We start from the raw sequence: 26,628 nt of genomic DNA, 5'->3' as shown, positions 1-26,628 counted from the left end.
CTATCTTGTTAGGCAGCGATCGATTTTCGTGCGTCACTCGTGTTGTCAAATCGTATTTACATCGGGAGAATCGCCATGCGTATGATCGCTCGTCACACGCTCCTTGCCGGAGTGTGCATCGCGCTTGCTTCGCCGCTGACTCACGCCTATTCCTACGATAACGACGACAATTCCTCCGGCCGATGCACGCTTCCGCAAGGCACGGTGTCGCTCGTCGAGAAGCAGCTCTACACCGTGGTCAATCTCGGCGACGGCAACGGCGGCATCTTCAAGCCGAATCGCATGTGGGCGGCCATCGTGGATCGGCAAGGGCATCTCTGCTCCGTCATCAAGACCGGCGATGCATGGCCCGGCAGCCGCGCCATCGCCATCGCGAAGGCCTTCACCGCGAACGGCTTCAGCAACGACGCGCTCGCGCTTTCCACGGCGAATCTCTATGCGGCCACGCAGCCGGGCGGATCCTTGTATGGGCTGAACAATTCGAATCCCTTCGATGCCCGCTTTCTCGAACAGGGAACCGGCATCGGGCGCACGCTCGGCGGCGTCATCACGTTCGGCGGCGGCGTCGCGCTTTACGCGGGCGGCAAGGTGATCGGCGGCCTTGGCGTGAGCGGCGACAGCGCATGCGCCGATCACGCGATCGCGTACCGCATGCGCAAGCTCGCGGGACTCGGCGGCGTGCCGGCCGGTCAGGGTCCGGGCAATACCGACAACATCATCTATTCGACGGGCGCATCGCCGATGGGATTCGAGCATCCGCACTGCTTCCCGACCGATCTCTCCGCGAGCAAGATCGAGTCGGTGCACTAAAACGTTCCCCGCCGATGTCACTTCCATCGAGGGCGCCCAAGCCCTCGATGCGCACCAGCCGGTAAAATGCTGCGCCCGCCGTCATTCAGGCCGCGCCGCGCGACACCCGCGCGCCGGCGTCACGGACGGGCATGCGCCCCACGAAGGCAAGCCTGCGTCATTCTCTTCGACCACGAGCCGCATCATCGACGGCTGACGGGTCGTGAAGCCGTTCGCCGCGCGCCACGGCTTCGACCATCACACGACACGACATACGAGGAACGCTTCACATGCTTGCCCGAATCACCCGTCTCTTTCCGCTTTGGGCCGTTGTTGTTTCGATCGCCGCTTATTTCTCGCCTGCATCCGTGACCGGCATCGCGCCGCACGTCACGACGCTGCTCACCATCATCATGCTGTCGATGGGCGTCACGCTTTCCATCGACGATTTCCGCCGCGTCTTCACGCGCCCCGCGCCCGTCATCGCGGGCATCGTGCTGCATTACCTCGTGATGCCGCTCGCGGCGTGGGTCATCGCGAAGGCGCTGCGCATGCCGCCCGATCTGACGGCGGGCATGGTGCTGGTCGGCAGCGTCGCGAGCGGGACGGCGTCGAACGTGATGATCTATCTCGCGCGCGGCGACGTCGCGTTGTCCGTCACCATCAGCGCGCTGTCCACGCTCGTCGGCGTGTTCGCGACGCCTTTGCTCACGCGCCTTTATGTCGATGCGTCCATCGTCGTCGATGTCCACGGCATGCTGATGAGCATTCTGCAGATCGTCGCGCTGCCGATCGTCGTCGGGCTGATCGTGAATCACTTCTTCGGCAAGTTCGTGCGCAGGATCGAATGGCTGCTGCCGCTGATCTCGATGGTGTCGATTCTCCTGATCATCGCGGCGGTGGTCGGCGGCACGCAGAAGAGCATCGCGTCGGTGGGCATGGTGGTCGCGCTGGGCGTGGTGCTGCATAACGGCATCGGCTTGCTCGGCGGCTATTGGGGCGGCCGCCTGCTCGGTTTCGACGAAGCCGTCTGCCGCACGCTCGCGATCGAAGTCGGCATGCAGAACTCGGGTCTCGCCGCGACGCTCGGCAAGCTGTATTTCACGCCGATCGCCGCGCTGCCCGGCGCGCTGTTCTCGGGGTGGCACAACCTCTCGGGTTCGGTGCTCGCGGGCTACTGGGCGGGACGTCCGGCGAAAGGCGCGACGCGCGACGCCGATGCTTCCGGCGTCGCCGCGCGGCAAAGCTGAACGTCGTTCAAGCAGCGGGGCGCTCAGTTGCCGAGCGCCTCGCGAATGCGTTGCGCTTGCGCTTCGAGCGTCGCATCGTCCGCGCGCACGCGTGCATGCTGCTTCAGCGGCGCGTCGTGCCAGCGCGGGATGATATGAAAATGGATGTGCGGCACGGTCTGGCCCGCCGCCTCGCCGTTGAACTGCGCGATGAGCATGCCGTCGGGCCGCAGGGCATCGCGCACTGCCGCCGCTACGCGTTTCACCTCGCGCATGCATTCGGCGAGCGCGGCGTCGGAGACATCGTGAATCGTCGATGCTGCTTCTCTCGGAATGACGAGCACGTGTCCGTCCGATTGCGGCATCACGTCCATGAAGGCGAGCGTGTGCGCCGTTTCGCTCACCTTGATGCACGGCAGTTCGCTGCGAAGAATGCGGGCGAAGATATTGTTCGGGTCATAGTTCATGAACGGCTCCGTTGCGAAGAATTCGACGATGCCAAGTGTAGGGTCTTCCATGCACGGCCACGCGTTTTTCGCTTAGAATGCGCCCTCCTGGAGATGGCATTCCTCCAAACAACCGCCGGCTGTCCTGCCGGCTGATGATGCCTACGAGTTCCTGAGCGCAGGAGGTCGTGGGCCGTCCAAAGCGGCGTTCTGCCGCTCAGGTTTGATGTTCAGTCAAATCTGCCAATCATGAAGCGTCTTCTTTCCATCGGGCATGTCGAGCAATTCGCCATGGCGCCGCATCTCGTGCGCTGGCTCGCGCTGTCTTCCGTGCTGGGCGTGCTCGCGGGCTCCGCGTCGGCATTCTTTCTCTATTCGCTCGATGCCGCCACGAACACGCGCATCGCGCATCCGTGGCTGTTGTGGCTGCTGCCCGTCGCGGGGCTCGCCACGGGCTGGGTGTATCAGCGCGTCGGCAAGCCGGTCGAGGGCGGCAACAATCTGCTGATCGACGAAATCCACGATCCGCGCACGATCGTGCCCGCGCGCATGGGGCCGCTCGTGCTCGCGGCGACCGTCGTGACGCATCTGTTCGGCGGATCGGCGGGCCGCGAAGGGACGGCCGTGCAGATGGGCGGCGCGCTCGCCGATCGCGTCACGCAATTCTTCCGTCTCGGCACCGACGATCGCCGCATCCTGCTGATGGGCGGCATCGCGGCGGGCTTTTCGTCGGTGTTCGGCACGCCGCTCGCTGGCGCGATCTTCGGTCTCGAAGTGCTCGCGATAGGCCGCCTGCGCTACGACGCGCTGCTGGCGTGCGTGGCGTCGGCCATCGTCGCCGATGAAACGTGCAGGCTCTGGGGCGTCCATCACACGGCGTACGCGGTGCCGTTCGTTCCGCCGGTGAGCGCGATGGGCCTAGGCTCGGCGGTGCTGGCGGGCGTGGCGTTCGGCGTGGTCGGCATGCTGTTCGCCGATACGACGCACGCGCTGTCCGCGTTCATCAAGCGCCGCATTGCGTGGGCGCCGATGCGGCCGTTCGCGGGCGGCGTGGTGGTCGCCGTGTGCGCGACGCTCCTGAACACGCCGCAGTTTCTCGGCCTCGGCATTCCGACCATCGAAGCGGCGTTTCGCGGCGATCTGCCGGTCTACGATTTCGCCGGCAAGTTCGCGTTCACCGTGGTCACGCTGGCATCGGGCTTCAAGGGCGGCGAGGTCACGCCGCTGTTCTATATCGGCGCGACGCTCGGCAACGCGCTCGGTCAGGTGCTCGCGCTGCCGGTGCCGGTTTTGGCCGCGCTCGGTTTCGTCGCGGTGTTCGCGGGCGCGGCCAATACGCCGATCGCATCCACGGTCATGGCGATCGAGCTTTTCGGCGCGCATATCGGCGTCTATGCCGCCGTGGCGTGCGTCGTCAGTTATCTGTTTTCGGGGCACACGGGCATTTATCGGGCGCAGCGCGTGGGGCAGGCGAAGCATCGGCGTTTGCCGGAAGATATTCGCCTCGCCGATGTCGCCGCGTTTCGCAAGCGCGGGCAGGCAGACGAGCGTTCGTGATCGCGATCGCACGCCTTTGCCCGATGACAGGCAAAATACGCGGTTCAATCCCTGAACGCTGCCTTCGATCTTCGGACCGGCCGATGCTCGACGAGCGCATCGGCGCTTTCGCCCTTTATGAACCCTGCCAACCCCGACCGCTCTTTCGCCGCCGTGCGCGAATCGAATTCGCCGCGCTTTCTGCTGTTCCTCGTGTGCTTCTTCGCGTCCGCCGGGCAACTCGCGATCGACATCTACGTGCCCGCGCTGCCCGCGATGGCGCGTTACTTCGCGACGTCGCCGCAAGCCATTCAGTCGAGTGTGTCGGGTTACATGGCCGCGTACGCGCTCGGCCAGCTCATTTTCGGCCCCGTCGCCGATGCGTACGGCCGCAAGCGCGTGCTCGCGTTCGGCCTCGTGATCTTCACGCTCGGCTGCCTGCTTTCGCTCGCCGCGACGAATCTCGAAACGTTCCTGCTCGCGCGCTGCATGCAGGGCTTTGGCATCGCGACGACCAATCTGCTCGCGAAAACCATCATCACCGATTCCTTCGCCGGACAGGCGCTGATGCACGCGTTCACGTACATGTCGATTGCGTGGGGTCTCGCGCCGATCGTCGCGCCCGTGATCGGCGCGCACTTGCAGGAACTGTTCGGCTGGAAGTCGTGCCTCGTGTTCCTGCTGCTGTATTCGATCGTGATGTGGTTCCTCGTCTGGCGATACCGCGAAACCTTGCCGCGGCCCGTTCATCTCGCGCCGCGCACGCTCATCACGAACGCGGGCAAGGTGCTGTCGAGTCCGGTGTTCCAGAGCTGCTTTCTGGCGCAAGGGCTGTGCTACAGCATCCTGCTCGTGTTCAATATCGTCGGCCCGTTCATGGTGCAGAACACGCTGCACAAGCCGCCGACTTACTTCGGCTATCTCGCGCTCGGCATCGGCCTCGCGTACTTTCTCGGCGGACTGTCGAATCGCGTGCACGGTCCGCGTCTGCCGAGCGCGGAACGGCGGCTGCGCATCGGGGCGTGCACGATGGCGGTCACATCCGTCGTGATGCTGCTGCTCGCGTTGACGGTGGGCCTACGCGTGTGGACGCTCGCGACGCCCGTGCTCGTGATGGGCTTCTGCGCCGGCGCGATGTATCCGACGCTGATGGCGAAGGGCAATTCGCTGTTCCCGCACATCGCCGGGCTGACGAGCGCGATTCTCGGCTGCGCGTTGCTGCTCGTGTCGTCCTTGATGATGGGACTTGCGGGCTTCGTGTCGGTGCAGGTGCTGACGCCGCTGGCGGTGTTTTTCGTGCTGCTGGCGTTCACCGTCGTCGGCATGGTGACGAAGCTGCTGCGGCATCTGGAGCAGGCTGCGCCGGATGGGGGCGCGCGGCGGGCGGGTTGAACGCCCCGCTCACTCCGCCGCGAGCGCGTATCGCCGGCAATGCTCCAGATACCCGACCTCATGACTGCCCACCAGCTCGACGATGCTGCTCCACAGCCATAACGGCGCATCGATCGATTTCGGCTTCGTGCGCTTGAGTTCGGCGAGCCAGCTTCGGCGCGTCGCCTTGTCCATCTGGCGCGCGTGCGCCTGACCGACGACGAACGCCAGATAGCGCGCCACTTCCATCGCTTCCGCCTGGCCGATCTGCTCGATCTCGAGCTTGAGATCTTGCGGCAGGAGTTCGCGCAAGATCACGGGCTTGCCTTGCAACGTGGCGGCCAGCATGCGCTCGCCCAGATGCGGCGACAACGCGCGCGCGCCCGCGACGACGCGCTCGGCATTGTCGCGCGGCATCGCGGCGCCCGGATAACGCGGCGCGGCGGCCTTCACGCCTTCCTTGATATCGATGAGACAAAGATCGTCGCCCTCGACGACGCCGCCGTCGACATCGAGCAGCACCGCATAGCGCAGGCGTCCGAGCGAGCTGCATCCCTTCACCCAGTACGCGGCGTCCAGCACCGTGACGTGCCCGGTGTTCGCGCGGTCGCGCAGGCTCGTGGCGAGATTCGCGACCGTCGCCTTTTCGAAGAGCGCATCGATCTCGGCGCGCTCGTCCTTACTGACGGGCCAGAAGCGGCTGCCGAAGGGAATCGTCGGACGCGTGTCTTCGAGGCGCTCGCGCGCGAGATGCTTCCATGACCGGCGCACCGCTTCGCGCATCACGACGCGCACGACTTCGGGCTTGCGGCAGACGTCGTCGGAGGCGCGATCGCTGTCGAACGCGAGCGCGTAGCCTTCGAACAGCGCTTCGATCATGTTGATGGTGGTGACGCCCGGCAGCGCCGATCCGCGCGCCGCCGTGGCCAGCGACAGCCCGAGCCGGATCAGGTCGTGCACCGGATTGCCGATGACCGTTTGATCGAGATCGCGAATCTGCACGTCGATGCGGCCCTGCACGTTGCCGACCGGACCGAGATTGCCGGTGTGGCAATCGCCGCAAATCCAGATCGCCGGTCCTTCGGGAAGGCTGCGAATGTCCGCCTGTTCCAGCCAGTCGTAGAACTTCGCGGTGTTGCCGCGCACGTAGGCGTGCGTCGAGCGGGCCATCTTGGCGTTGCGCCGGGCGGTCAGGAGTTCCTGCCGCTTGTCGAAACTGGTGAGCTTGGGCTGCGGGGGATTACGCATGGAGTCGTGTTCTGATGGGAATCGATGGGGCGCGTCGTATGACTTGAAATCACCGGTCCGCGAAGCAACGCACGGCGTGTGCCTGATGCCGGCGAATGAGCGGTTGGACGGTGCGGTGGAACGCGGAGCAATCGCTGCTGGAAGCGATTGGCGTGGAAGAGGTCGACGAGGCGGGCGCGGACGCGATGTCCGCGCCCGCGCGAACCGCCGCTTACTTGAACAGCTTGACCGCCTGCGTGAGCGTGTTCGTGATGCCCCACGCGAGCGGAATCAGCACATACAGCCAGAACGCCACCAGCAGCGCCTTGTTCGACGAGCCGCGTTCGGAAGAAGTATCCATCGGAGAGTCCCCTGAATTCAGCCGGCGGTCTGCGCCGCCGTGTCCATGTGATGCCTGTCGTTCACGCGCGTGATCAACAGGTTGCAGAAGAAGCCGATGACGAGCAGCACCGCCATGATGTGCAGCGTCATCGTGTAGGCATCCGCCTTGGCGACGCCGTGCGCCACTTCATACGCGCGAATGTAGTTCACGAGCACCGGACCCGCGATGCCCGCCGCGGCCCACGCGGTCAAGAGCCGTCCATGAATGCCGCCGACGAACGCCGTGCCGAACATGTCCGCGAGATAGGCCGGGATGGTCGCGAAGCCGCCGCCGTACATCGAGAGAATCACGCCGTACGCGGCCACGAAGAGCGCGATGTTGCCCGCCTGCGCGAACTGCGGCACGAGAAAGTACAGCACCGCGCCGAGCGCGAAGAACACGAAATACGTGTTCTTGCGGCCGATCCAGTCGGATGCCGACGCCCACACGAATCGTCCGCCCATGTTGAAGAGCGACAGCAGCCCGACGAAGCCCGCCGCCGCGCCCGCCGTGATCGACGACTTGAAGCTCTCCTGGATCATCACCGATGCCTGGCCGAGCACGCCGATGCCCGCCGTCACGTTCAAAAACAGCACGAGCCACAGCAGATAGAACTGCGGCGTCTTGAGCGCCTGATCGATGTGCACGTGGTTCTTCGTGATCATCTTGTTCGCGGTCGTGGGCGGCGTCCATCCGGCGGGCTTCCAGTCGGCCGGGGGAATGCGGATGGCGAGCGCGCCGATCGTCATCGAGATGAAGTAGACGATGCCGAGCACCACGAAGGTCTCCGCCACGCCCACGCTCGTCGCGCTCTTGAAGTAGTTCATCAGCGCGACGGAGCCGGGCGCCGCGATCATCGCGCCGCCGCCGAAGCCCATGATCGCCATGCCCGTCGCCATGCCGCGACGGTCGGGGAACCAGCGAATGAGCGTCGATACCGGCGATACATAGCCGAGCCCGAGCCCGATGCCGCCGATCACGCCATAGCCGAGATAGAGCAGCGCGATCTGATGCAGATACACGCCGAGCGCGGACACGAGAAAGCCGCCGCCGAAGCAGCATGCGGCGGTGAACATCGTGCGGCGCGGGCCGACCTTTTCGAGCCACTTGCCCGCGAACGCCGCCGACAGCCCCAGAAACACGATGGCGAGCGAGAAGATCCAGCCGAGCGTGGTGAGCGACCAGTCGTCGGGCGCGGACTGCGTGATCCCGATGATCTTCGTGAGCGGCGCATTGAACACGGAGAACGCATACGCCTGCCCGATGCACAGATGAACGGCGAGCGCGGCGGGCGGCACCATCCAGCGTGAAAAGCCGGGGCGCGCGACCGTCGCCTCCTTCGAGAAAAAGCCCTGCGGGCCGTGCGCGGCCCCTTGCTTGATGGTGCTCATCGTGGTCTCCGTGGCGCGTCAATGGCGCGCTTATCCTTGTCGTACACCGCCGCGCGACATCGCGTCAGACATGTGATGAAGCGACATATGACGACGGTTGCGCATGACCTTAGACAAGAGCGATGCGCTTTGCAATATGAACCGTCCTGCCATAAGCGTTTGCCCCAAGCCGCTGTTCCGCATCGCTACAGCGCGCGTTGCACCTGTAGCGAAAGTGGACAGCGGGCGTGCAGCGCGTATGAGCGATTGCGCCCGTCCATCCAGGCTGCGCGGGCTTGTCGAACGATGGCATGGAACTCGCAGAGAAGAACGTGCGGCGGCGAGCATCGCAGCATCGCCGGCCGTTCATATCGACATGCGAGGAGCACATAGATGAATCATGCAGAGATGCAGTTCCTGAGCACGGACTATCCGTACAAGAAGCAGTACGGCAACTTCATCGGCGGAAAGTGGGTGCCGCCCGCAGGCGGCGAGTATTTCGACAACATCTCGCCCATCACCGGTGAGCCGTTCACGTCGATACCCCGCTCGCGCGAAGCCGATATCGAAGCCGCGCTCGATGCCGCGCATGCCGCGAAGGCGTCGTGGGCGAGGACGTCGGCGGCGGATCGCGCGAACGTGCTGATGAAGCTCGCGGACCGCATGGAAGCGAATCTCGCGCGGCTCGCGGTCGCGGAATCCATCGATAACGGCAAGCCCTTGCGCGAGACGATGGCGGCGGACATTCCGCTTGCCATCGATCACTTCCGCTACTTCGCGAGCGCCGCGCGCGCGCAGGAAGGCTCGATTTCGCAGATCGACGACGATACCGTCGCCTATCACTTCCACGAACCGCTCGGCGTGGTCGGGCAGATCATCCCGTGGAATTTCCCCATTCTGATGGCCGTGTGGAAGCTCGCGCCCGCGCTCGCAGCGGGCAATTGCGTCGTGCTGAAGCCGGCCGAGCAGACGCCCGCATCGCTGCTCGTGCTGCTGGAAATCGTGGAGGACTTGCTGCCGCCGGGCGTCGTGAACGTGGTGAATGGCTTCGGGCTGGAAGCGGGCAAGCCGCTCGCATCGAACAAGCGCATCGCGAAGATCGCGTTCACGGGCGAGACCACGACGGGCCGGCTCATCATGCAGTACGCGAGCCAGAACCTCATTCCGGTGACGCTCGAACTGGGCGGCAAGAGCCCGAACATCTTCTTCGCGGATGTCATGAACGCCGACGACAGCTTCTTCGACAAGGCGCTCGAAGGCTTCACGATGTTCGCGCTGAATCAGGGCGAAGTGTGTACGTGTCCGTCGCGCGCGCTGATCGAGGAATCCATCTACGAGCGCTTCATGGAGCGTGCGTTGAAGCGCGTCGCGGCCATCGCGCAAGGGCATCCGCTCGATACGAAGACGATGATCGGCGCGCAGGCATCGCAGGAGCAGCTTGAAAAGATTCTGTCGTATATCGATCTCGGCAAGCAGGAGGGCGCGCAATGCCTGAGCGGCGGCGCGCGCAATGCGCTCGATGGCGAGCTTGCCAACGGCTATTACGTGCAGCCGACGGTGTTTCGCGGCCACAACAAGATGCGCATTTTCCAGGAGGAAATCTTCGGTCCGGTCGTCTCCGTGACGACGTTCAAGAACGAGGAAGAAGCGCTGGAAATCGCCAACGACACGCTCTATGGCCTGGGCGCAGGCGTATGGACGCGCGACGGCACGCGCGCGTATCGCTTCGGCCGCGCGATTCAGGCGGGCCGCGTGTGGACCAACTGCTATCACGCGTATCCGGCGCACGCGGCGTTCGGCGGCTACAAGCAATCGGGCATCGGGCGCGAGAATCACAAGATGATGCTCGATCACTATCAGCAGACGAAGAACCTGCTCGTCAGCTATAGCGACAAGCCGCTCGGCTTCTTCTAAACCACTGCGCGAAGAGAGCCGCTGCATCGAAGGGCGGCTCGGGGAATGTCATGAGCGAACAGGAAGTCTCGCGCGTCGTCGCGACGGATGCGGCCATCGCGTTGATCGAAACGCTCGTCGCGGAGCATGGCGCGGTGCTGTTTCATCAATCCGGCGGATGCTGCGACGGCAGCGCGCCGATGTGCTTTCCCGCGAACGAGTTCATGGTCGGCGGCTCGGACGTGAAGCTCGGCGACATCGCGGGCGTGCCTTTCTACATGAGCGAATCGCAGTTCGAATACTGGCAGCATACGCAACTCGTGATCGATTGCGTGCCGGGCAACGGCGGCATGTTCTCGCTCGAACGTCCGACGGGACTGCGCTTTCTCACGCGTTCGCGCCTTTTCACCGACGAAGAGAACGCGTGGCTCGACAAGCATCCCGTCGAGCACGCGCAATGAACGCGATGCTCACCAGCGCGGCGCGCGTTTCTCGATGAACGCCTGCGTGCCTTCGAGCGTGGCCTCGTCCATCATGTTGCAGGCCATCGTTTCCGATGCGAGCGCATACGCCCCTTCGATGCCCGCTTCCAGTTGCCGATAGAAAAGCCGCTTGCCCGCCGCGACCGCTTCGCGCGGCTTGCTTGCGATGCTCGCTGCGAGCGCGCTGACTGCATCGTCGAGTTCGGCGAGCGGCGCGACGCGATTCACGAGGCCGCGTTCGCGCGCCGTGTTTGCATCGATGAAGTCGCCCGTCACGAGCATTTCGAACGCGGCCTTGCGCGATACGTTGCGCGAAAGCGGCACGCTCGGCGTGGCGCAAAAAAGCCCGAGGTTGACGCCCGATACCGCGAAGCGCGCATCATCCGATGCCACCGCGAGATCGCACATCGCGACGAGCTGACAGCCCGCCGCCGTCGCGATGCCATGCACGCGCGCGATCACCGGCTGCGGTATGCGTTGAACGGTCAGCATCATGCGCGAGCACCGCGCGAAGAGATCGCGGTAATAGTCGAGCGCGGGCTGCGCGCGCATCTCCTTGAGATCGTGGCCCGCGCAGAACGCACGCCCCGCGCCGGCAATGACGACGACCCGCGCATCCGATTCGCCGATGTCCTTCAACGCATGTTCCATTGCATCGAGCATGGACTCGGACAGCGCGTTGAATGCTTGCGGCCGGTTCAACGTGAGTTTCACCGCGCCTTGTATGCCGTATGCGTCGTGTTCCAGCAGGACGAGTGCTTCGCTATCGCTCATATCGCTCATCGAAGAATCCTTTAAACGTCGATTGCCGCAACCGAGCCCGCGCGCTTGCGCAACTCGTACTTCTGAATCTTGCCGGTCGATGTCTTCGGCAACTCGCAGAATTCGATTGCACGCGGCACCTTGAAGCCCGCGAGATGCGCCTTGCAGTGCGCGATGAGATCCGCCGCGCTCACTTCTGCGCCAGCCTTCGTTTCGACGAACGCGCAAGGCGTCTCGCCCCAGCGCGCATCCGGCTTCGCGACGACGGCCGCCGCGAGCACCGCCGGATGCCGATACAGCACGTCTTCCACCTCGATGCTCGATATGTTCTCGCCGCCCGAGATGATGATGTCCTTGCTGCGATCCTTGATGCGCACGTAACCATCCGGATAGCAGACGGCGAGATCGCCGGTATGGAAGAAGCCGCCGCGAAACGCTTCCTCGGTGGCCTTCGCGTTCTTCAGATAACCCTTCATCGCGATGTTCCCGCGAAACATGATCTCGCCGATGGTCTCGCCGTCGTTGGGAACGGGCTGCATCGTGAGCGAATCGCACACGCTGACCGCATCCTGCAAGTGATAGCGCACGCCTTGCCGCGCATTGAGCCGCGCGCGCTCGCTGATGTCGAGCGCGCTCCATTCGGCCTGCTGCGCGCAGACGGTCGCGGGTCCGTAGACTTCGGTAAGCCCATACACGTGCGTCAGTTCGAAGCCGAGCCGCTCCATGCCTTCGATCATCGCGGCAGGCGGCGCGGCGCCCGCGACCATCGCGTGTACCTTGTGCGCGATGCCTTGCTTCATCTCGTCCGGCGCATTCACGAGCAGGTTCTGCACGATCGGCGCGCCGCAATAATGCGTGACGCCTTCGCTGCGGATCAGATCGAAGATGGCCTTCGCATCGACCTTACGCAAACAGACGTTCACGCCCGCACGCGCCGCGACGGTCCATGGGAAGCACCAGCCGTTGCAATGAAACATCGGCAAGGTCCACAGATACACCGCGTGCTTCGGCATGTCCCATTCGAGGATGTTGCTCACCGCATTCGTATAAGCGCCGCGATGATGGTACACAACGCCCTTCGGATTGCCCGTCGTGCCGGACGTGTAGTTCAGGCAGATGGCGTTCCATTCGTCCGATGGCGGCAGCCACGCATAGTCGGGATCGCCGCTCGCGAGCAGCGCTTCATAGCCGATCTCGCCGATGGCATCGCCTTCGCCGGTGTACTGCGGATCGTCGACATCGATCACGATGAGCGACTGCGGCACGTCCGCGAGCGCCTTCTTCACCACGCCGGAGAACTCGCGATCGACGAGCACCGCCTTCGCCTCGCCATGCGTGAGCATGAACGCGAGCGTCGCGGGATCGAGCCGCGTGTTGAGCGTGTTGAGCACGGCGCCCGTCATCGGCACGCCGAAGTGCGCTTCCACCATTTCGGGCGTGTTCGGCAGCATGGCCGCGACCGTTTCGCCCACGCCGATACCACGCGCCGCGAGCGCCGATGCGAGGCGTCGCGTTCGCGCATACGTTTCGGCCCACGTGCGCCGCACATCGCCATGCACGACGGCAATCCGCGCCGGATACACGGACGCCGCGCGCTCGATGAAAGTCAGCGGCGTCAGCGCCGCGAAGTTGGCCGCCGTCTTGGGAAGGCCTTCGTCATACATATGGGCGGTCATGGTTGTCTCCTCGCTCTGTCTTTCGCGGATGCCGCTCATATTACGCGCGCCTGACGGCGCCACGCATCAGGTCTGATCGTCCAGTTTCACTTCGAAGCCGCGCTGCACGCCGGGCCGCGCGAACAGCGCTTCGTACCAGCGTTTGACGTTGGGAAAATCGTCGAGCGATACCTGATGCCGCTCGTGCCGCCACGCCCAGCCGAGAATCGCGAAATCTGCGACGGACAACGCGCCCGCCACGAATTCCGCTTCGGCGAGACGCCTGTCGAGGACGCCGTAGAGGCGTCGCGTTTCGTCGGAATAGCGCTTGAGGCCGTAACGCCGATCGCTCTCCGCTTCGACCATGCGGAAGTGATGCACTTGTCCGGGCATCGGGCCGAAGCCGCCCATTTGCCACATCAGCCATTCGAGCACCGGAACGCGCTCGCGCAGGCTCGCGGGAAGAAACCGGCCGGTCTTCTCGCCGAGATAAAGCAGGATCGCGCCGGACTCGAACACGCTGATCGGCTGGCCGTCGGGACCATCGGGATCGACGATAGCCGGAATGCGGTTGTTCGGGCTGATGCGCAGAAATTCGGGCGCATGCTGCTGGCCTTTCGTGATGTCGACGGTCCTGACCATATAGGGCAGTTGCATCTCTTCCAGCGCGACGCTGATCTTGCGTCCGTTGGGCGTGTTCCATGTATGCAGTTCGATGGTCATGTCGGTATCGCTTCGATGGATGCGTTCAAGTGAGTTCGGGCGCGATGTAGCGCTGGAATCCCGCGCGTTGCGACTGTCGCGCGTACCAGCGTTCGAGGTCGGGCAGCGCGGGCCGCTCCAGCTCCGCGATGCCGTACCACCGGCGCGCATACGCGGCGATGACGAGATCGGCGAGCGTGAACGCGTTGCCTTCGAGAAAGTCGCGGTCTTTCAGGTGCGCGTCGATCACGCGCCATAGCGTTTCGACTTCGCGGGCATCGGCTTCGAGTTGCTTCACATGGCGCTTGGCCGCGGGCGTGCGGATATAGCCCCAGAACACCGGGCGCTCCGCCGGTTGCAGCGTGGACAGCGTCCAGTCGAGCCAGCGATCGACGCTTGCGCGCAGTTTCGGCTCGGCGGGATAGATGGCGTTGTCCGCGCCGTATTGCATCGCGAGATAGCGGATGATCGCGTTGGATTCCCACAGCACGAAGTCGCCGTCCACGAGCGTCGGCACACGGCCCATTGGATTCATCGCAAGGTATTCGGGTTCGTGATTGCGCCCGAACTGCATGCCCGCGTCGACGCGGTCGTACGCCACGCCGAGTTCATCGCAGCACCACAGCACTTTCTGCACGTTGACGGAGTTAGCTCTTCCCCAGATCGTCGGCATCGGATGTCTCCCTGTTCAATAGTCTGTCGTTTGTTTCAAGCATAACGGCTATTAAGCGAGGGCTGCAATCGGGCTTTGCATGAACGGATGAGGCGTCGCCCACGTTCGCCGTCTTTTACTGTCGATGGCCGGCATCGCAATGATGGGCGAACACGAACGCTAACGAGCGGCATCAGGCAAGTCAACATGATTAGGATGGCGAATAAAAACAGGGCCGCGTCCGGGCGACTGTGGCGATGACGTCGCCCGCCGCGATCGCCGGCCCCGGCACCTGTTGCGTAAAAAACCACAGATCGCGTGCACGCGCCGATGCGTTGCGATATTTGATGTGATAAAAGTCCGCGTGCTCATTGCGTTTCTTGCTGCTGACACACGCAATGAGCGCATCACATCGAACAGAAATAAACGCATGGACACCATGAAGACGATCACCTCGCGCGCGGCCACCACGTTCGCCGCATCCGCCATTGCATTCGCCTGCCAATCCGCGTTCGCGCAAAGCTCAGTGACGCTGTACGGCGTCGCCGATGTAAGCGTGCGCTATCTGACCAACGCGAACGCCAATAACGACGGCAAGCTGTTCATGACGAACGGCGCCATCACCAATAGCCGTATCGGGCTGAAGGGAACGGAAGATCTCGGCGGCGGACTCAAGGCGATTTTCCGCCTGGAAAGCGGCGTTGAACTGAACAGCGGCCAGTATTCGGATAGCCAGCGCGCATTCAATCGCGCGGCGTATGTCGGGCTCGCGAACCAGTATGGCGCGCTGACGCTCGGCCGCCAGAAGACGCCGCTCTTCGACATGCTCGGCGACACCTACGACCCGCTTACCGTCGGCAATTACTTCGAGAACGCGTGGCTGCCGGTGGCGCTCGGCGCGGGCTTGTATGCGGATAACGCGGTGAAGTACGAGGGCACGTTCGCGGGCCTTTCCATCGGCGCGATGTACTCGTTCGGCACGAACTCCACGTCGACCGGCGCAGGCGGCTTCTCGGGCCAGGTGCCGGGACATCAGGGCGCGGGCAACATGTACGGCTTCACGGCGTCGTATGCAATGGGACCGTTGTCCATCGGCGGCGGCTATCAGCAGAACAGCGACAACGCCAGCAACAAGCAGAAGATCTGGAACGCGAACATCGTCTATACGGTCGGGCCCGCGAAGCTCTATGCCGGCTATCTGCATTCGACGGACGACACCGGCTTCGTCGACAGCCTGCTCGCGCAACGCAATCTCGTGTCCGGCGTGGACATTCTCAAGGGCTCGGGCCGCCGCGACGACGGCCCGTTCGCCGGCGTGACGTGGCAGGTGACGCCCGCGCTGTTGCTCACGGGCGCGTTCTACTACGACCACATGAAGAACGCGGCCATCGGCGGTGGCGAGACGGGCAGCGGCAATCGCTACACGGGCGTCGCGGTCGCGGAATATGCGCTCTCCAAGCGCACGGAAGTGTATGGCACCGTGGACTTCAACAAGGTGACGGGCGCGGGCGTCGTCGAATTGCCGGGCCGCTCCAATCAGACGGGCGTGTCGCTCGGACTGCGCAACCTGTTCTGATCGATGCCGATGGTGTCGGCATGTCTTGCGGGCGCGAAACTTGCGGCATAGCGCCCGGAGTCAAAAATCAAAGGAGACAAGAATGCCCGACACCACTCATCCGGACCCATGCAGGCTGGGCGTTGCGTTCATCGACGCCCAGTTGCTCGCGCTTTGCACGCACGCCGGCTTGCTGGCCGACTGGATCGAACATGGCGAGCGCGCGCCGGACTTCAGCGCGGTGGCGCGATTGATCGAGCATCGGCATGCGAAGCCCGAAGCGCACACGCATAGCGAAGACGGCATGCCGATGAAGAACGATCCGTCCGACGCTATGCAGTCGTGGCCTTCGTTGCCCGATGCCTCGCAGCGCATGTCGTTCGCGCTGCGCGTGCCGTGCACGAATGCGATTCTCGCGGTGGCGGATTTCTTCGACGTGCATCGGCTCGCGAGTTCGCGCACGCCCGAAGTGCAGTTCCTCATGCGCCTGCGCGATGCGGCCGTGAACGGCGGGCGCTTTCGCATCGGCGCGGATGAATATGTGCCGCACGCGGCGTATGGCGGTCTCATCATCGACAAGACGCTCGACGGCCAAGCCTTGTTCGGCGATGGCGGGCAAGCGGGCTTTATCGCGTTCGGCGATGTAGTGGGTCTGCTCGCGTACTTGCGCAAGCTCCTGAAGAGCATGCAGGCGGTGATCAGTGCAGGCGATGCCGGGTAACGCGTGACGGAAGCGGCCGCATGCAACGTACCGCACGCGGCCGTGATGCGTTATTGCGCCGGCGCGGTCTTGTGATGCTTGTGGTGCTTGTGCGTCTTGCTATACGCCGGGCGCTTCTGGTTGGACGGATAAGCGGCCGTTGCGAACGACAGGCTCGGTGCGGCGAAAGCCGCGAGCACGAACAGCACGAGAGTCTTCTTGATGGCAGTTTTCATCGGGATGCTCGGTAGTGAGTCGTGAATGACGCGATGGCGAACGATCATTCGTGCGCGTCGCGGGCAATGTCGGCACTGCGCTCGTCAGTTTAACCGCGCAAAAACTTGCCGCGCCAACGCTGCATCCCCGGTGTTGCGGATTCACCGCGCACGCTTCACGCTCACGCTTCACGTTCACGCGTTCGGTCCTTCGGGCAGCTTGCGCTGCCACGCGACGGCAATCGCGCTGCCGACGATCAACGCAATGCCCGCAAGCGAGAGCGGCTGAATGATTTCGCCCCACGCGATGTACGCGAACAACGCAGCCCACGCGATGCTCGTGTAGTTGAACGGCGCGAGCGCCCCGGCGTCCGCGCGCCGATACGCGACCGTCATCAGCAGTTGCCCCGCGGTCGCGAACGCGCCGAGCAGCGCCATCACGACGAGCGCCTGAAGCGTCGGCGTCTTCCAGCTGAACGCGAGCGTGCACGCGGTGACCACGGTGCCGACCGCGCTGAAGAAGAGCACTGTCGTGCGCGAATCGTCGGTGGCGCGAATGCGCTTGATCTGCATGATCGAAAGCGCGCCGAACATGGCGCACGCGAGCAGCAGCAATGGGCCGAACCATGTCGATTCGCCGCCGCCCGGCCGCACGACCAGGAGCACGCCCGCGAAGCCGATGCACGCGGACCATGCGCCGCGCGTCGTGAGTTTTTCCTTGAGGACGAACGGCGCGAGCACGACGACGATCAACGTCTCCGAATACGCGATGGCGACGGCCTCGCCGAGCGGCATGAACGGAAGCCCCGCGAAAAAGAAGCCGGACGCGCCGAGCAGCGTGAGCGCGCGCCACGTTTGCCCTTTGATGTCGAGCGATCGCATGCGATCGGCGAACGAACGCTTGCCGACGCAGCACATCACGAACGCCGGAACGAGGCCGAACAGCATGCGAAAGAACGTCACTTCGTTCGCCGGATACTGAAGCGCGACGACCTTCGCGAGCGCATCGACGATGGCGAAGCACAGCATCGACGTGAGAATGTAGCCGATGCTCGCAAGCGAAAGAGGGCCGGTACGTGGGGCGGTTATCGACGGCATGTGGTGTTCAATGTTTCGATGAGCGTGGCGAAGGCATTGCGCGTTTGGCGGCCGGCTTGCGCGGCTTCGGCTCGACGCCGATACGCGGATCGCGCGCGAGCACGAGTTCGGTCAACTGCTGGACGACGGTCTCGAAGTCCGGGCTTTCCTGCGCCACGTAAAGCCACTTGCCGAGCACGGGATGCGGCTTGAGCGCGGGCATCTCGTCGATGAGCGCGGCGTGGCGTTCGCGCGACGTGCACACGAGCAGGCCATTCCACGGCTTCTCGCGATCGGCGGCGACGAGGCACAGCAAGCCGTCGATATACGCGGCATCGCAACCGAACATGCGTCGGCGGATGTAGGTCGCGTCGTGCTCGAAGGCATCGAAGATCCAGAGCAGGGAATTGCGGATGGAAGCGGGCATCGTCGTTCAGTCAGTCCGCGCCGGCTGGCAATCCGTTTGAAACCAGCGATCGATTCGATGCTGCGCCGCGTGCAGATCGTCGGGATAGTACGGGTCGTACCACTTCGACGGATCGTAGCCCGCTTGCCTCAGCGCGGTCAGCTCGCTCGCGTTGCGCTCGCGCGAAGGCGGCGCGTGATTGCGCAGCGAGGCGAGATCGCGGCATTGCGTCTCTGACAGATGCCGCGCATCGTCGGGCGTGGCGCTCGCGGCGCAACCCGCGAGCAGCAGCGCCGCCGCGCAGATCATCGGGCAGAGTTTGATGAAGTCGTTCATCTCGCGTTTTCCTTTACGGCGATGTCGATTTTGCGTGCGATGCATCGTCGTAGACTGTGTCGAATTTTTCAAGTGAGGGGTGAATATCATGACTACCGGCACCGTCCGCCTGCACCGCGTCCTGCGCGCCACGCCCGAGCGCGTTTATCGCGCGTTTCTCGAACCCGATGCCATCGCGAAGTGGCTGCCGCCCTACGGCTTCACATGTCAGGTGCATCAGATGGATGCGCGCGAGGGCGGAACGCACAAGATGTCCTTTCGCAATTTCAGCACCGGACACGGCCACTCGTTCGGCGGCGAGTACATCGAACTCGTGCCGTTCGAGAAGCTGCGCTACACGGACCGTTTCGACGATCCGAACCTCCCCGGCGAAATGCACGTCACCGTTTCGCTGCGGCAGGTATCGTGCGGCACGGATTTGAGCATCGTGCAGGAAGGCGTGCCCGAGGTCATCCCGCTGGAGATGTGCTATCTCGGCTGGCAGGAGTCGCTGCTTCAGCTCGCAAGACTCGTCGAGCCGGATATCGCCGAATGATGCGCGACACGCGGCCCGCGCTCGCGTGTGTCACGCGTGTCTTGCGCGCTCAGGGCCGCGCCGCGACTTCGTCCAGATGCGCGAGCAGGTCGGCGGGATCTTCGTACACGCGCAGCGCGCCGGATCGCTCGAGTTCGTCGCTGCCGTAACCGCCCGATAGCAGGCCGACGCCGAGCGCCCGGCAGCGACGCGCCGCGAGCATGTCCCAGATGCTGTCGCCGACGACGACCGTATGCTCGATCGGCACGTTCAGGCGTTCGGCGGCGGCGAGGAACAAGTCGGGATCGGGCTTCGCGTACTTCACGTCGTCGCGCGTGATGACAACCTGCTTCGACGGATCGACGCCCAGCGCTTCCAGATTGACCGCCGCCGTTTCCATGCGTCCGCTCGTCGCGATGGCCCAGCGCGTGCCCGCGTCCGTGAGCGCGGCGAGCAGCTCGCGCGCGCCCGGCAGCGGACACACCTGCGCGCGCAGCTGCTTGTACGCCTCGGTATGCAACTGACGCAGCCGCTCGACGCGATCCGCGCTGATCTCGCCATGCGTCTCGCGAAGCAGCTGATTGGTGAACAGCCCGCCGCTCATCCCGATCTTGCGATGAATGCGCCACACCGACAGTTCGATGCCTTCCGCATCCAGCGCTTCCTTCCAGGCGAGCACGTGTTGATAGACGCTGTCGACGAGCGTGCCGTCGAGGTCGAAAAGAAACGATGTTTCGATCCGCATGTTCTGGCTCCGATGATGAAGTCTCATGATACGCACGATCCCTCGCGCAAGGGGCCGCCGCACCGCAACGATGCGATAATCGATGTTCGCGCCGCTAACCGGCCATGAAGCGGGAAAACCGCATCGAACCCGCATTTCAAGCATATAAACCGCATGACGGAGCCCATTTTGAGCCGCATCGACAATCCCGCCCGCGACCAGGAGGCCGGCGTCGCCGACTCCACGCAAGATACGACCCGCATCGACGACACGCGCATCGGCGCGGTGCGTCCGCTGATTTCGCCGGCGCTGCTCATCGACGAACTGCCGGTCACGCCCGGCGTGCAGACGCTCGTGGAAGAAAGCCGCGCGTCGATTGCGAACATCCTGCACGGCCGCGATGACCGGCTCGTGGTCGTCGTCGGACCGTGCTCCATTCACGACCACGATCAGGCGATGCAATACGCCGAGCGCCTGAAAAGCGTCGCCGAGCGCCTGCGCGACGATCTTTTCATCGTGATGCGCGTGTATTTCGAGAAGCCGCGCACGACGGTCGGCTGGAAGGGCTATATCAACGATCCGCGTCTCGACGGCAGTTTCCGCATCAACGAAGGCCTGCGCCGCGCGCGCGAACTTCTGCTCGACTTAAGCGGCCTCGGGCTGCCGACTGCCACCGAATTTCTCGACTTGCTGAGTCCGCAGTACATCGCCGATCTGATCGCGTGGGGCGCGATCGGCGCGCGCACGACGGAAAGCCAGAGTCATCGGCAGCTTGCTTCGGGGCTTTCGTGTCCGATCGGCTTCAAGAACGGCACCGATGGCGGCGTGCAGGTCGCCGCCGATGCGATCGTCGCGGCGAGCGCGAGTCATGCGTTCATGGGCATGACGAAGATGGGCATGGCCGCGATCTTCGAAACGCGCGGCAACGCCGACTGCCACGTGATTCTGCGCGGCGGCAAGAAGGGCCCGAACTACGACGCCGACAGCGTGAACGCCAGTTGCGCCGCGCTCGCGGCGCTCGGCCAGCGCGAGCAGGTGATGATCGACTTCTCGCATGCGAACTCGAACAAGTCGCATCAGCGTCAGGTCGATGTCGCCGAGGACGTCGCGCGGCAACTGTCGGCGGGCGAGAAGCGCATCACGGGCGTGATGATCGAAAGCCATCTCGAAGAAGGCCGGCAGGACCTGAAACCGGGCGTGCCGCTAAAGCACGGCGTATCGATCACGGATGCGTGCCTCGGCTGGACGCAGACCGAGCCGGTGCTGGAACTGCTCGCGGAAGCGGTGAGAAAGCGTCGCGCGCGATAAGCGTTGAACGAAACCGCCGCGCTCAGGCCGCGGCGGCGGCATTCAACGCATCGATCAGCACGAGCGGATCGTACGGCTTGCGCACTTGAATCGCGCGCGGCAACGCCTTGCGTTCGTCGTCGCTCAGTGCGAGTTCGTAGCCCGTCACGAACACGACGCCCAGCGCGGGCCTGTCGCGGCGCGCGGCCATCGCCAGTTCCACGCCCGATTCTCCCGCCAGATCCACGTCCGTCAGCAAGACGTCGAACTGATGCTCGCGCAGCAGCGTCATCGCTTCCTCCACGCTTGCCGCTTCCATCAGATCGAGTCCCATCGTGCGCAGCAGTTCGGCGCTGCTCGTGCGCACCAGCTCGTTGTCTTCGACGAACAGCACGCGCCGGGCGGCAAGCGCATCTTGCTGCGCCGTTTCCGACGCTCGCGCGGGCGTATCGCCGGTATCGGTATCGCGCGCGTTTCGCCCGAGCACGAGCCGGACCTTGCGCGCGAGCGCCTCGTGCGTATAAGGCTTGCTCAACAGGTCGATGCCTTCGTCGAGCCGTCCCGCATGCACGATGGCGTTGTCCGTATAGCCCGACGTGAACAGCACGCCGATGCCCGGCACGCGCTCACGCGCCTTGCGCGCGAGTTCGGTGCTGCGCAGCGGCCCGGGCATCACGACATCGGTGAAGATCAGGTCGATGGGCACGCCGCTTTCGACGATCGCGAGCGCGCTCATCGCGTCCTTCGCGCGCAGCACGCGATAGCCGAGATCGGCCAGCAGCTCGACCACGGTGGCGCGCACTTCCTCGTCGTCCTCGACCACGAGGACGGTTTCGGTGCCGCCCTTCGCCGGCCCGGCTTCGACGTTCGTTTCGAGGTCTTCTTCCTCGCGCGCGCGGGGCAAGTAGATGCGCACCGTCGTGCCGTGTCCTTCCTCGCTGTACACCTTCACGTGCCCGCCCGACTGCTTGACGAAGCCGTACACCATGGAAAGTCCGAGGCCCGTGCCCTGGCCTTCGCGCTTCGTCGTGAAGAACGGCTCGAACGCGCGTTCCCGCACTTCCGGCGACATGCCCGATCCCGTGTCCGTGACCGCGACCATCACGTACTGGCCGGGCAATACGTCGGCGTTGCGCATGGCGTAGGTTTCATCGAGCGATGCGTTGCCCGCCTCGATGGTCAGCTTGCCGTGGCCGTTCATCGCGTCGCGGGCGTTGATCGCGAGATTGAGCAGCGCGTTCTCGACCTGGAACGGATCGACGAGCGTATTCCACAGGCCGCCCGTGATGATCGTTTCGATCTCGATGCCGTCGCCGAGCGCGCGGCGGAACATGTCGTCGAGGCCGCGCACGAAGCGGCCCAGATTGACGACCTTCGGCGCGAGCGGCTGGCGTCGCCCGAATGCGAGCAGTTGCGAGGCGAGATTCGCGCCGCGCGCCACGCCCGCGAGCGCGCTGCGCACGCGCTGCTCGGCCTTCTCGTGACCCGCGACATCTTTCACGAGCAGTTGCAGGTTGCCGCCGATCACTTGCAGCAGGTTGTTGAAGTCGTGCGCGACGCCGCCCGTCAGCTTGCCGATGGCCTCCATCTTCTGCGCGATGCGCAGCGCTTCTTCGACGTGACGCAGCGCATCGGCGGTTTCGCGGTCGCTGGTGACGTCGCGGCCCACGCCGTGAATGCGCCGCGTGCGCGGATCGAGCGACAGCGTCCACGCGATCCATCGCCATCCGCCATCGATGCGCGCCAGCCGGCATTCGTAACGCACCGGCATGCCGCTCGCGCGCAGGCGGTCGATCTCGAACGCGGCGGTGGCCACATCGTCGGGATGCACGAGTTCGAGCATCGTGCGCGCATGCAGACGCTGCGCATCCATGCCGAGCACCGACGCCCACGACGGGCTCACGCGCAACAGCGCGCCGTCGAAGCTCGCGATCACGAACAGGTCTTCGCTCAGTTCCCACAGCCGGTCGCGGTCCGCGACGACTTCCGTCACGCGGCGCTCCAGCGTTTCGTTGAGATCGCGCAGCGCGGACTGCGCCTTGGTGCGCTCGGCGATTTCGTCCTGCGCGGCCTGAAAGAGCCGCGCGTTGTCGATGGCGATAGCCGCCTGCGCCGCGATGCCTTCGATAATTTGCTCGGCGCGTTCAGTGAAAATATCCGGCTCGGGATGCCCGAAAAACAGGCCGCCGAGCACTTCGCCCGTGCGCGACACGACCGGCGCGGCGAGATAGCTGCGCACCGCGAGATGGCCTTTCGGCATGCCGTGATGCGGCGCGTTGTGGCCGTAGCGCGGGTCTTTCGTGATATCCGCCGAACGGACGATGCCTTCGCCCTTGAACGTCGGCGCGAAGACGGACGTGTTGCGCGGCATCGGAAACTTGGCGAAGCTGTCCTTCGGCACGCCCGAAAGCGCGTAGAGCGTGTAGCTGCCGCCTTCGTTGTCGAGCACGTTGTAGAAGAACGAGCCGAACGCCGCGCCGGTCAGTTCCGTGGCGGCGTCCGTGACCACCTGCACCGCGCGCGACAGATCGAGTTCCGCCGCGATCGTCGTGCCCACGCGATTCAGCACTTCGAGCACGCGCGAATCCTCGCGCAATTTCCGCTCGGTCTCCTGCCGCAGCCGCGCGAGCCGCAGATTGCTCGACACGCGCGCCAGCAGTTCGCGGGCGGAGAAGGGCTTGGTCAGATAATCGTCGGCGCCGGCATCGAGGCCGCCCACGCGCGCTTCTTCGCCCGCGCGCGCGGACAGCAGCACGACCGGCGTCTCGCGCAGCGTCTCGTCCTCGCGCAGCGCGCGCAGCAGGCCGAAGCCGTCGAGACGCGGCATCATCACATCCGACACGATCACTTCCGGGCGCAGCGCGCGGGCGGCTTCGAGCGCGGCGGCGCCATCGGCGGCGACGGTGACGTCGTGGCCCGCCGACGCCAGCATGCGGCGCATGTAGTCGCGCAGGTCGGTGTTGTCGTCGACCACGAGCACGCGGCCCGTCAGCGCCGCTTCGCCTTCGGCATGCGCGAGCGGCGCGTCGATGTCGCTGATGGCGTCGATGGCTTCGTTCGCCGCATCGGACGTCCAGCGCAACGCGGCATCGACATAGCTGCGCGCACCGCTGCTCGCTTCGGCGCGCGAGGCGTCGTCGCGCGCGATGAGCTTCGGCTGCGCGGCAGGCAGCGTGACGCGGAAGCACGCGCCTTTGCCCGGCCGGCTTTCCACGCCGATGCGCCCGCCGTGCAGCTTCACGAGTTCGTGCACCATCGCGAGCCCGATGCCGCTGCCTTCCACCGAACGCCCCGTCGCGCCCGCCACGCGATGAAAGCGCTCGAACACGCGCTCGAGTTCGTCGGACGGAATGCCGATGCCCGTATCGCGCACGCACATCTCGATCTCGTTGTCGCCGCGCGCGTGCAGGGACACGATGATCGCGCCGTCGAGCGTGAACTTGAACGCGTTCGACAGCAGGTTCATCACGACCTTCTCCCACATGTCGCGGTCGATGTCCGCGAGCAGGGGCGTGTCGGGAATGTCGGTGCGAAGCTCGAGCCCGGCCGTTTCGATCGCCGAGCGAAACAGCGACGCAAGCTCCGCGGTGAACGCGGCGAGGTCGGTCGTCTGGCGATGAATCTCGATGCGTCCCGCCTCGATGCGCGAAAAGTCGAGCAGCGCGTTGACGAGCTTCAGGAGCCGCAAGCCGTTGCGATGAATCATCTCGACGAGCCGCACGTCGCCGGGCGCGACGCGCTCGTGATTGGCGAGCATCTCTTCGAGCGGGCCGAGCATCAGCGTGAGCGGCGTCCGGAATTCGTGGCTGATGTTCGAGAAAAACGTGGTCTTCGCGCGGTCGATTTCCGCGAGCGCTTCGGCGCGGCGGCGTTCTTCGTCGTAGGCGTGCGCGTAGCCGATCGCCGCGCCGATCTGCCCGGCGACGAGGTTCATGAACGCGCGATAGCCGTCGTCGAACAGGCGATACGGATTCAGCGCGACGACGAGCACGCCCGCGTGGCCGGTCTCGCCGGTCGGCGCGATCGGCATGAGGACCGCGCGCGTGGGTGCGGCGTTCCACGCGCCGCTCGGCAACGGCGCATCGAAATGGTCGGGCAGATTCGTCACGAGCCGCGACTGGTTATCGCGCAGGACTTCGTGGATCGGCCACGGTTCGCGTTGCCCGGCGTGGACCGTCTCGGGCGCGGCGCGATGCCCCGGCGCGATGCCGCATGCGCCGACGAGCGTCGCCGTCTGATGGCCGGGTTCGGCGGCGTAGAGGAGCGCGAACGGCATGTCGCGCGGCGCGTTGCGAAGCGCCTTCATCGAGCGTTCGCAGGCTTCCCGCCAGGTGCGCGCGTCGGCGGCGTAGGTCGCGAGTTCGCGCAGCACGAGAAGCTGGCGCTCGCCGAGCACGCGTTGCGTGTCGTCGCTGTTCGCGCAGATGATGCCGCCCGCGCCGCCCCGGTCGTCGGGAATCGGGCTATAGGAGAACGTGTAGTAGGTTTCCTCCGGGAAGCCGTTGCGCTCCATGATGAGCAGCTTCTGTTCGACGAACGTGCCTTCGACGCCCGCGAGCGCGGTATCGAGCAGCGGCCCGATGTCATTCCAGATTTCACGCCATACAACGGACGTCGGCTGGCCGAGCGCATGCGGATGCTTGCCGCCGATGATCGACTTGTACGCGTCGTTGTAGAAGAACAGCAGGTCGCGGCCCCAGCCGATCCAGATGGGCTGGCGCGACGTCAGCATGATGCGGATGGCGGTCTTGAGACTTTGCGGCCAGTGGATCGGCTCGCCGAGCGTGGTTTGTGTCCAGTCGAAGCCACGGATGAGCACGCCCATCTCGCCGCCGCCGAGGAGAAAGCTCGGGTCGCCGGGGCGCGATGTCATATCCGGGATCAGATTGCTGGAATCCATTGACGCTGTAGCTCCTCACGGGTCTTGCGATGCGGCCATCCACACCGCAGGGTCACGTTTCTACTGGGAAAAAGCTTCGGAATTTTCGCATGGAATCTGCGGACAGCCGGGCCGCCGTGCTCGTTCCGGAGCGCGCGCCAGTCCATAGCAAGCATCGTGACCGCGCGGCTGACACGCATTTGGCGGAGGCGCTGAACGCAAATAGCGCCAATGCCGATAATCGGCATTTCACGCAATCGCACCTCGATCTTTTGAAATGGTTTTTTACACTATACTCGAATGCATCCGTTATCGTTCGCCTTGCATTTAGGAATAGTGCGAAACCGGATTCGGCGGTATGGATTAAATCACTCTGTTAATCAATAAGACCATTCACCGCGACCGGACGATGCGTCCGCGTTTCGCGCGTCGTGGTGCT

Annotated in this window: 25 protein-coding genes and 1 riboswitch; of the genes, 11 read left to right on the top strand and 14 right to left on the bottom strand. The window is 64.6% G+C overall.

The features are described from left to right. Window positions 1-75 precede the first annotated feature (75 nt). Window positions 76-810, top strand: a complete 735-nt coding sequence (locus NCR39_RS25425) for a GlcG/HbpS family heme-binding protein (RefSeq protein WP_250455015.1) — start codon at window positions 76-78, stop codon at window positions 808-810. Window positions 811-1,079: 269 nt separating this feature from the next. Further along, window positions 1,080-2,039 carry a ketopantoate/pantoate/pantothenate transporter PanS gene (panS, locus tag NCR39_RS25420; RefSeq protein ID WP_250455013.1) on the top strand — a complete coding sequence of 320 codons (960 nt, stop codon included), beginning with the start codon at window positions 1,080-1,082 and terminating at the stop codon, window positions 2,037-2,039. Window positions 2,040-2,062: 23 nt separating this feature from the next. Here the strand turns inward: panS and NCR39_RS25415 are convergent, their stop codons facing one another. Further along, window positions 2,063-2,485 (bottom strand): HIT family protein, encoded by a 423-nt coding sequence (locus NCR39_RS25415; protein WP_250455182.1) that lies wholly within the window; start codon window positions 2,483-2,485, stop codon window positions 2,063-2,065. Window positions 2,486-2,565: 80 nt separating this feature from the next. Beyond that, a riboswitch (Fluoride riboswitch) is annotated at window positions 2,566-2,636 on the top strand. A 77-nt stretch (window positions 2,637-2,713) separates the two neighbouring features. On the opposite strand from NCR39_RS25415, the gene NCR39_RS25410 reads away from it, so the two are divergent. Beyond that, window positions 2,714-4,021 carry a voltage-gated chloride channel family protein gene (locus NCR39_RS25410; protein WP_250455010.1) on the top strand — a complete coding sequence of 436 codons (1,308 nt, stop codon included), beginning with the start codon at window positions 2,714-2,716 and terminating at the stop codon, window positions 4,019-4,021. Window positions 4,022-4,138: 117 nt separating this feature from the next. Continuing rightward, on the top strand, window positions 4,139-5,392 hold the full coding sequence (locus NCR39_RS25405; RefSeq protein ID WP_250455008.1) for a multidrug effflux MFS transporter: 1,254 nt from the start codon (window positions 4,139-4,141) through the stop codon (window positions 5,390-5,392). Between the two features lie 9 nt (window positions 5,393-5,401). Here NCR39_RS25405 and NCR39_RS25400 read toward each other — a convergent pair whose 3' ends face one another. The 3 genes from NCR39_RS25400 to NCR39_RS25390 all read right to left on the bottom strand — a co-directional run bounded on the left by NCR39_RS25400 (window position 5,402) and on the right by NCR39_RS25390 (window position 8,371). Beyond that, window positions 5,402-6,619 carry a DUF2252 domain-containing protein gene (locus tag NCR39_RS25400; protein ID WP_250455006.1) on the bottom strand — a complete coding sequence of 406 codons (1,218 nt, stop codon included), beginning with the start codon at window positions 6,617-6,619 and terminating at the stop codon, window positions 5,402-5,404. Window positions 6,620-6,830: 211 nt separating this feature from the next. After that, window positions 6,831-6,959 (bottom strand): MFS transporter small subunit, encoded by a 129-nt coding sequence (locus NCR39_RS25395; protein ID WP_250455004.1) that lies wholly within the window; start codon window positions 6,957-6,959, stop codon window positions 6,831-6,833. Window positions 6,960-6,976: 17 nt separating this feature from the next. Then, the gene (locus NCR39_RS25390; RefSeq protein ID WP_250455002.1) at window positions 6,977-8,371 is read right to left on the bottom strand and encodes an L-lactate MFS transporter; all 1,395 of its coding nucleotides are present in this window, start codon (window positions 8,369-8,371) and stop codon (window positions 6,977-6,979) included. A 372-nt stretch (window positions 8,372-8,743) separates the two neighbouring features. On the opposite strand from NCR39_RS25390, the gene adh reads away from it, so the two are divergent. Together adh and NCR39_RS25380 are read left to right on the top strand one after the other, a co-directional pair. Next, window positions 8,744-10,264 (top strand): aldehyde dehydrogenase, encoded by a 1,521-nt coding sequence (adh, locus tag NCR39_RS25385; protein WP_250455000.1) that lies wholly within the window; start codon window positions 8,744-8,746, stop codon window positions 10,262-10,264. A gap of 50 nt (window positions 10,265-10,314) precedes the next feature. Further along, entirely contained in the window at window positions 10,315-10,704 is a 390-nt protein-coding gene (locus NCR39_RS25380) for a DUF779 domain-containing protein (RefSeq protein ID WP_250454998.1), read from the top strand. A gap of 9 nt (window positions 10,705-10,713) precedes the next feature. Here the strand turns inward: NCR39_RS25380 and NCR39_RS25375 are convergent, their stop codons facing one another. From NCR39_RS25375 to NCR39_RS25360, 4 genes are all read right to left on the bottom strand, one after another. Next, window positions 10,714-11,499 (bottom strand): enoyl-CoA hydratase, encoded by a 786-nt coding sequence (locus tag NCR39_RS25375; RefSeq protein WP_502800282.1) that lies wholly within the window; start codon window positions 11,497-11,499, stop codon window positions 10,714-10,716. A gap of 20 nt (window positions 11,500-11,519) precedes the next feature. Continuing rightward, complete coding sequence (locus NCR39_RS25370; RefSeq protein ID WP_250454994.1) at window positions 11,520-13,163, bottom strand: acyl-CoA synthetase; 1,644 nt, start codon at window positions 13,161-13,163, stop codon at window positions 11,520-11,522. A gap of 66 nt (window positions 13,164-13,229) precedes the next feature. Then, the gene (locus NCR39_RS25365; RefSeq protein WP_250454992.1) at window positions 13,230-13,865 is read right to left on the bottom strand and encodes a glutathione S-transferase family protein; all 636 of its coding nucleotides are present in this window, start codon (window positions 13,863-13,865) and stop codon (window positions 13,230-13,232) included. Between the two features lie 25 nt (window positions 13,866-13,890). Then, entirely contained in the window at window positions 13,891-14,517 is a 627-nt protein-coding gene (locus NCR39_RS25360; protein WP_250454990.1) for a glutathione S-transferase family protein, read from the bottom strand. 418 nt (window positions 14,518-14,935) lie between these two features. Between NCR39_RS25360 and NCR39_RS25355 the strand changes: the two genes are divergently transcribed. Both NCR39_RS25355 and NCR39_RS25350 read left to right on the top strand, forming a co-directional pair. After that, window positions 14,936-16,072, top strand: a complete 1,137-nt coding sequence (locus NCR39_RS25355) for a porin (RefSeq protein WP_250455180.1) — start codon at window positions 14,936-14,938, stop codon at window positions 16,070-16,072. 82 nt (window positions 16,073-16,154) lie between these two features. Continuing rightward, entirely contained in the window at window positions 16,155-16,772 is a 618-nt protein-coding gene (locus NCR39_RS25350) for a hypothetical protein (protein WP_250454988.1), read from the top strand. A 50-nt stretch (window positions 16,773-16,822) separates the two neighbouring features. Here the strand turns inward: NCR39_RS25350 and NCR39_RS25345 are convergent, their stop codons facing one another. From NCR39_RS25345 to NCR39_RS25330, 4 genes are all read right to left on the bottom strand, one after another. Further along, complete coding sequence (locus NCR39_RS25345; protein ID WP_250454986.1) at window positions 16,823-16,987, bottom strand: hypothetical protein; 165 nt, start codon at window positions 16,985-16,987, stop codon at window positions 16,823-16,825. Window positions 16,988-17,161: 174 nt separating this feature from the next. Beyond that, window positions 17,162-18,064 (bottom strand): DMT family transporter, encoded by a 903-nt coding sequence (locus NCR39_RS25340; protein ID WP_250454984.1) that lies wholly within the window; start codon window positions 18,062-18,064, stop codon window positions 17,162-17,164. Window positions 18,065-18,071: 7 nt separating this feature from the next. Then, entirely contained in the window at window positions 18,072-18,470 is a 399-nt protein-coding gene (locus tag NCR39_RS25335) for a hypothetical protein (RefSeq protein WP_250454981.1), read from the bottom strand. A 6-nt stretch (window positions 18,471-18,476) separates the two neighbouring features. Next, window positions 18,477-18,785, bottom strand: a complete 309-nt coding sequence (locus NCR39_RS25330; protein ID WP_250454979.1) for a DUF4148 domain-containing protein — start codon at window positions 18,783-18,785, stop codon at window positions 18,477-18,479. Between the two features lie 88 nt (window positions 18,786-18,873). Here NCR39_RS25330 and NCR39_RS25325 point away from each other — a divergent pair, with 88 nt between their 5' ends. Further along, entirely contained in the window at window positions 18,874-19,320 is a 447-nt protein-coding gene (locus NCR39_RS25325) for an SRPBCC family protein (protein WP_250454975.1), read from the top strand. Between the two features lie 49 nt (window positions 19,321-19,369). Here the strand turns inward: NCR39_RS25325 and NCR39_RS25320 are convergent, their stop codons facing one another. After that, a complete protein-coding gene (locus NCR39_RS25320; protein ID WP_250454973.1) occupies window positions 19,370-20,044 on the bottom strand; it encodes an HAD family hydrolase in 675 nt (224 codons plus the stop codon). Window positions 20,045-20,212: 168 nt separating this feature from the next. Between NCR39_RS25320 and NCR39_RS25315 the strand changes: the two genes are divergently transcribed. Next, the gene (locus NCR39_RS25315; protein WP_250455178.1) at window positions 20,213-21,331 is read left to right on the top strand and encodes a 3-deoxy-7-phosphoheptulonate synthase; all 1,119 of its coding nucleotides are present in this window, start codon (window positions 20,213-20,215) and stop codon (window positions 21,329-21,331) included. A 22-nt stretch (window positions 21,332-21,353) separates the two neighbouring features. Here NCR39_RS25315 and NCR39_RS25310 read toward each other — a convergent pair whose 3' ends face one another. Further along, complete coding sequence (locus NCR39_RS25310) at window positions 21,354-26,210, bottom strand: response regulator (RefSeq protein ID WP_250454971.1); 4,857 nt, start codon at window positions 26,208-26,210, stop codon at window positions 21,354-21,356. A gap of 89 nt (window positions 26,211-26,299) precedes the next feature. Between NCR39_RS25310 and NCR39_RS25305 the strand changes: the two genes are divergently transcribed. Beyond that, window positions 26,300-26,569: a hypothetical protein gene (locus tag NCR39_RS25305; RefSeq protein WP_250454968.1), complete on the top strand. Its 270-nt coding sequence runs from the start codon at window positions 26,300-26,302 to the stop codon at window positions 26,567-26,569. Window positions 26,570-26,628: the final 59 nt, after the last annotated feature.

The organism is Caballeronia sp. ATUFL_M2_KS44 (assembly GCF_023630965.1).
Taxonomy (GTDB): Bacteria; Pseudomonadota; Gammaproteobacteria; order Burkholderiales; family Burkholderiaceae; genus Caballeronia; species Caballeronia concitans.
The sequence above is the reverse complement of the archived record's forward strand: the minus strand, read 5'-3'. Positions and strand labels throughout refer to the sequence as shown.

What these genes read in the sequence shown, in the direction of transcription:
- NCR39_RS25410 (WP_250455010.1), top strand. Translation starts at nt 2,714, where the DNA reads ATGAAGCGTCTTCTTTCCATCGGGCATGTCGAGCAATTCGCCATGGCG.
- panS (WP_250455013.1), top strand. Translation starts at nt 1,080, where the DNA reads ATGCTTGCCCGAATCACCCGTCTCTTTCCGCTTTGGGCCGTTGTTGTT.
- NCR39_RS25330 (WP_250454979.1), bottom strand. Translation starts at nt 18,785, where the DNA reads ATGAACGACTTCATCAAACTCTGCCCGATGATCTGCGCGGCGGCGCTG.
- NCR39_RS25390 (WP_250455002.1), bottom strand. Translation starts at nt 8,371, where the DNA reads ATGAGCACCATCAAGCAAGGGGCCGCGCACGGCCCGCAGGGCTTTTTC.
- NCR39_RS25325 (WP_250454975.1), top strand. Translation starts at nt 18,874, where the DNA reads ATGACTACCGGCACCGTCCGCCTGCACCGCGTCCTGCGCGCCACGCCC.
- NCR39_RS25395 (WP_250455004.1), bottom strand. Translation starts at nt 6,959, where the DNA reads ATGGATACTTCTTCCGAACGCGGCTCGTCGAACAAGGCGCTGCTGGTG.
- NCR39_RS25375 (WP_502800282.1), bottom strand. Translation starts at nt 11,499, where the DNA reads ATGAGCGATAGCGAAGCACTCGTCCTGCTGGAACACGACGCATACGGC.
- NCR39_RS25365 (WP_250454992.1), bottom strand. Translation starts at nt 13,865, where the DNA reads ATGACCATCGAACTGCATACATGGAACACGCCCAACGGACGCAAGATC.
- NCR39_RS25400 (WP_250455006.1), bottom strand. Translation starts at nt 6,619, where the DNA reads ATGCGTAATCCCCCGCAGCCCAAGCTCACCAGTTTCGACAAGCGGCAG.
- NCR39_RS25335 (WP_250454981.1), bottom strand. Translation starts at nt 18,470, where the DNA reads ATGCCCGCTTCCATCCGCAATTCCCTGCTCTGGATCTTCGATGCCTTC.
- NCR39_RS25380 (WP_250454998.1), top strand. Translation starts at nt 10,315, where the DNA reads ATGAGCGAACAGGAAGTCTCGCGCGTCGTCGCGACGGATGCGGCCATC.
- NCR39_RS25415 (WP_250455182.1), bottom strand. Translation starts at nt 2,485, where the DNA reads ATGAACTATGACCCGAACAATATCTTCGCCCGCATTCTTCGCAGCGAA.
- NCR39_RS25425 (WP_250455015.1), top strand. Translation starts at nt 76, where the DNA reads ATGCGTATGATCGCTCGTCACACGCTCCTTGCCGGAGTGTGCATCGCG.
- adh (WP_250455000.1), top strand. Translation starts at nt 8,744, where the DNA reads ATGAATCATGCAGAGATGCAGTTCCTGAGCACGGACTATCCGTACAAG.
- NCR39_RS25305 (WP_250454968.1), top strand. Translation starts at nt 26,300, where the DNA reads ATGGAATCTGCGGACAGCCGGGCCGCCGTGCTCGTTCCGGAGCGCGCG.
- NCR39_RS25405 (WP_250455008.1), top strand. Translation starts at nt 4,139, where the DNA reads ATGAACCCTGCCAACCCCGACCGCTCTTTCGCCGCCGTGCGCGAATCG.
- NCR39_RS25340 (WP_250454984.1), bottom strand. Translation starts at nt 18,064, where the DNA reads ATGCCGTCGATAACCGCCCCACGTACCGGCCCTCTTTCGCTTGCGAGC.
- NCR39_RS25355 (WP_250455180.1), top strand. Translation starts at nt 14,936, where the DNA reads ATGAAGACGATCACCTCGCGCGCGGCCACCACGTTCGCCGCATCCGCC.
- NCR39_RS25370 (WP_250454994.1), bottom strand. Translation starts at nt 13,163, where the DNA reads ATGACCGCCCATATGTATGACGAAGGCCTTCCCAAGACGGCGGCCAAC.
- NCR39_RS25360 (WP_250454990.1), bottom strand. Translation starts at nt 14,517, where the DNA reads ATGCCGACGATCTGGGGAAGAGCTAACTCCGTCAACGTGCAGAAAGTG.
- NCR39_RS25345 (WP_250454986.1), bottom strand. Translation starts at nt 16,987, where the DNA reads ATGAAAACTGCCATCAAGAAGACTCTCGTGCTGTTCGTGCTCGCGGCT.
- NCR39_RS25320 (WP_250454973.1), bottom strand. Translation starts at nt 20,044, where the DNA reads ATGCGGATCGAAACATCGTTTCTTTTCGACCTCGACGGCACGCTCGTC.
- NCR39_RS25310 (WP_250454971.1), bottom strand. Translation starts at nt 26,210, where the DNA reads ATGGATTCCAGCAATCTGATCCCGGATATGACATCGCGCCCCGGCGAC.
- NCR39_RS25350 (WP_250454988.1), top strand. Translation starts at nt 16,155, where the DNA reads ATGCCCGACACCACTCATCCGGACCCATGCAGGCTGGGCGTTGCGTTC.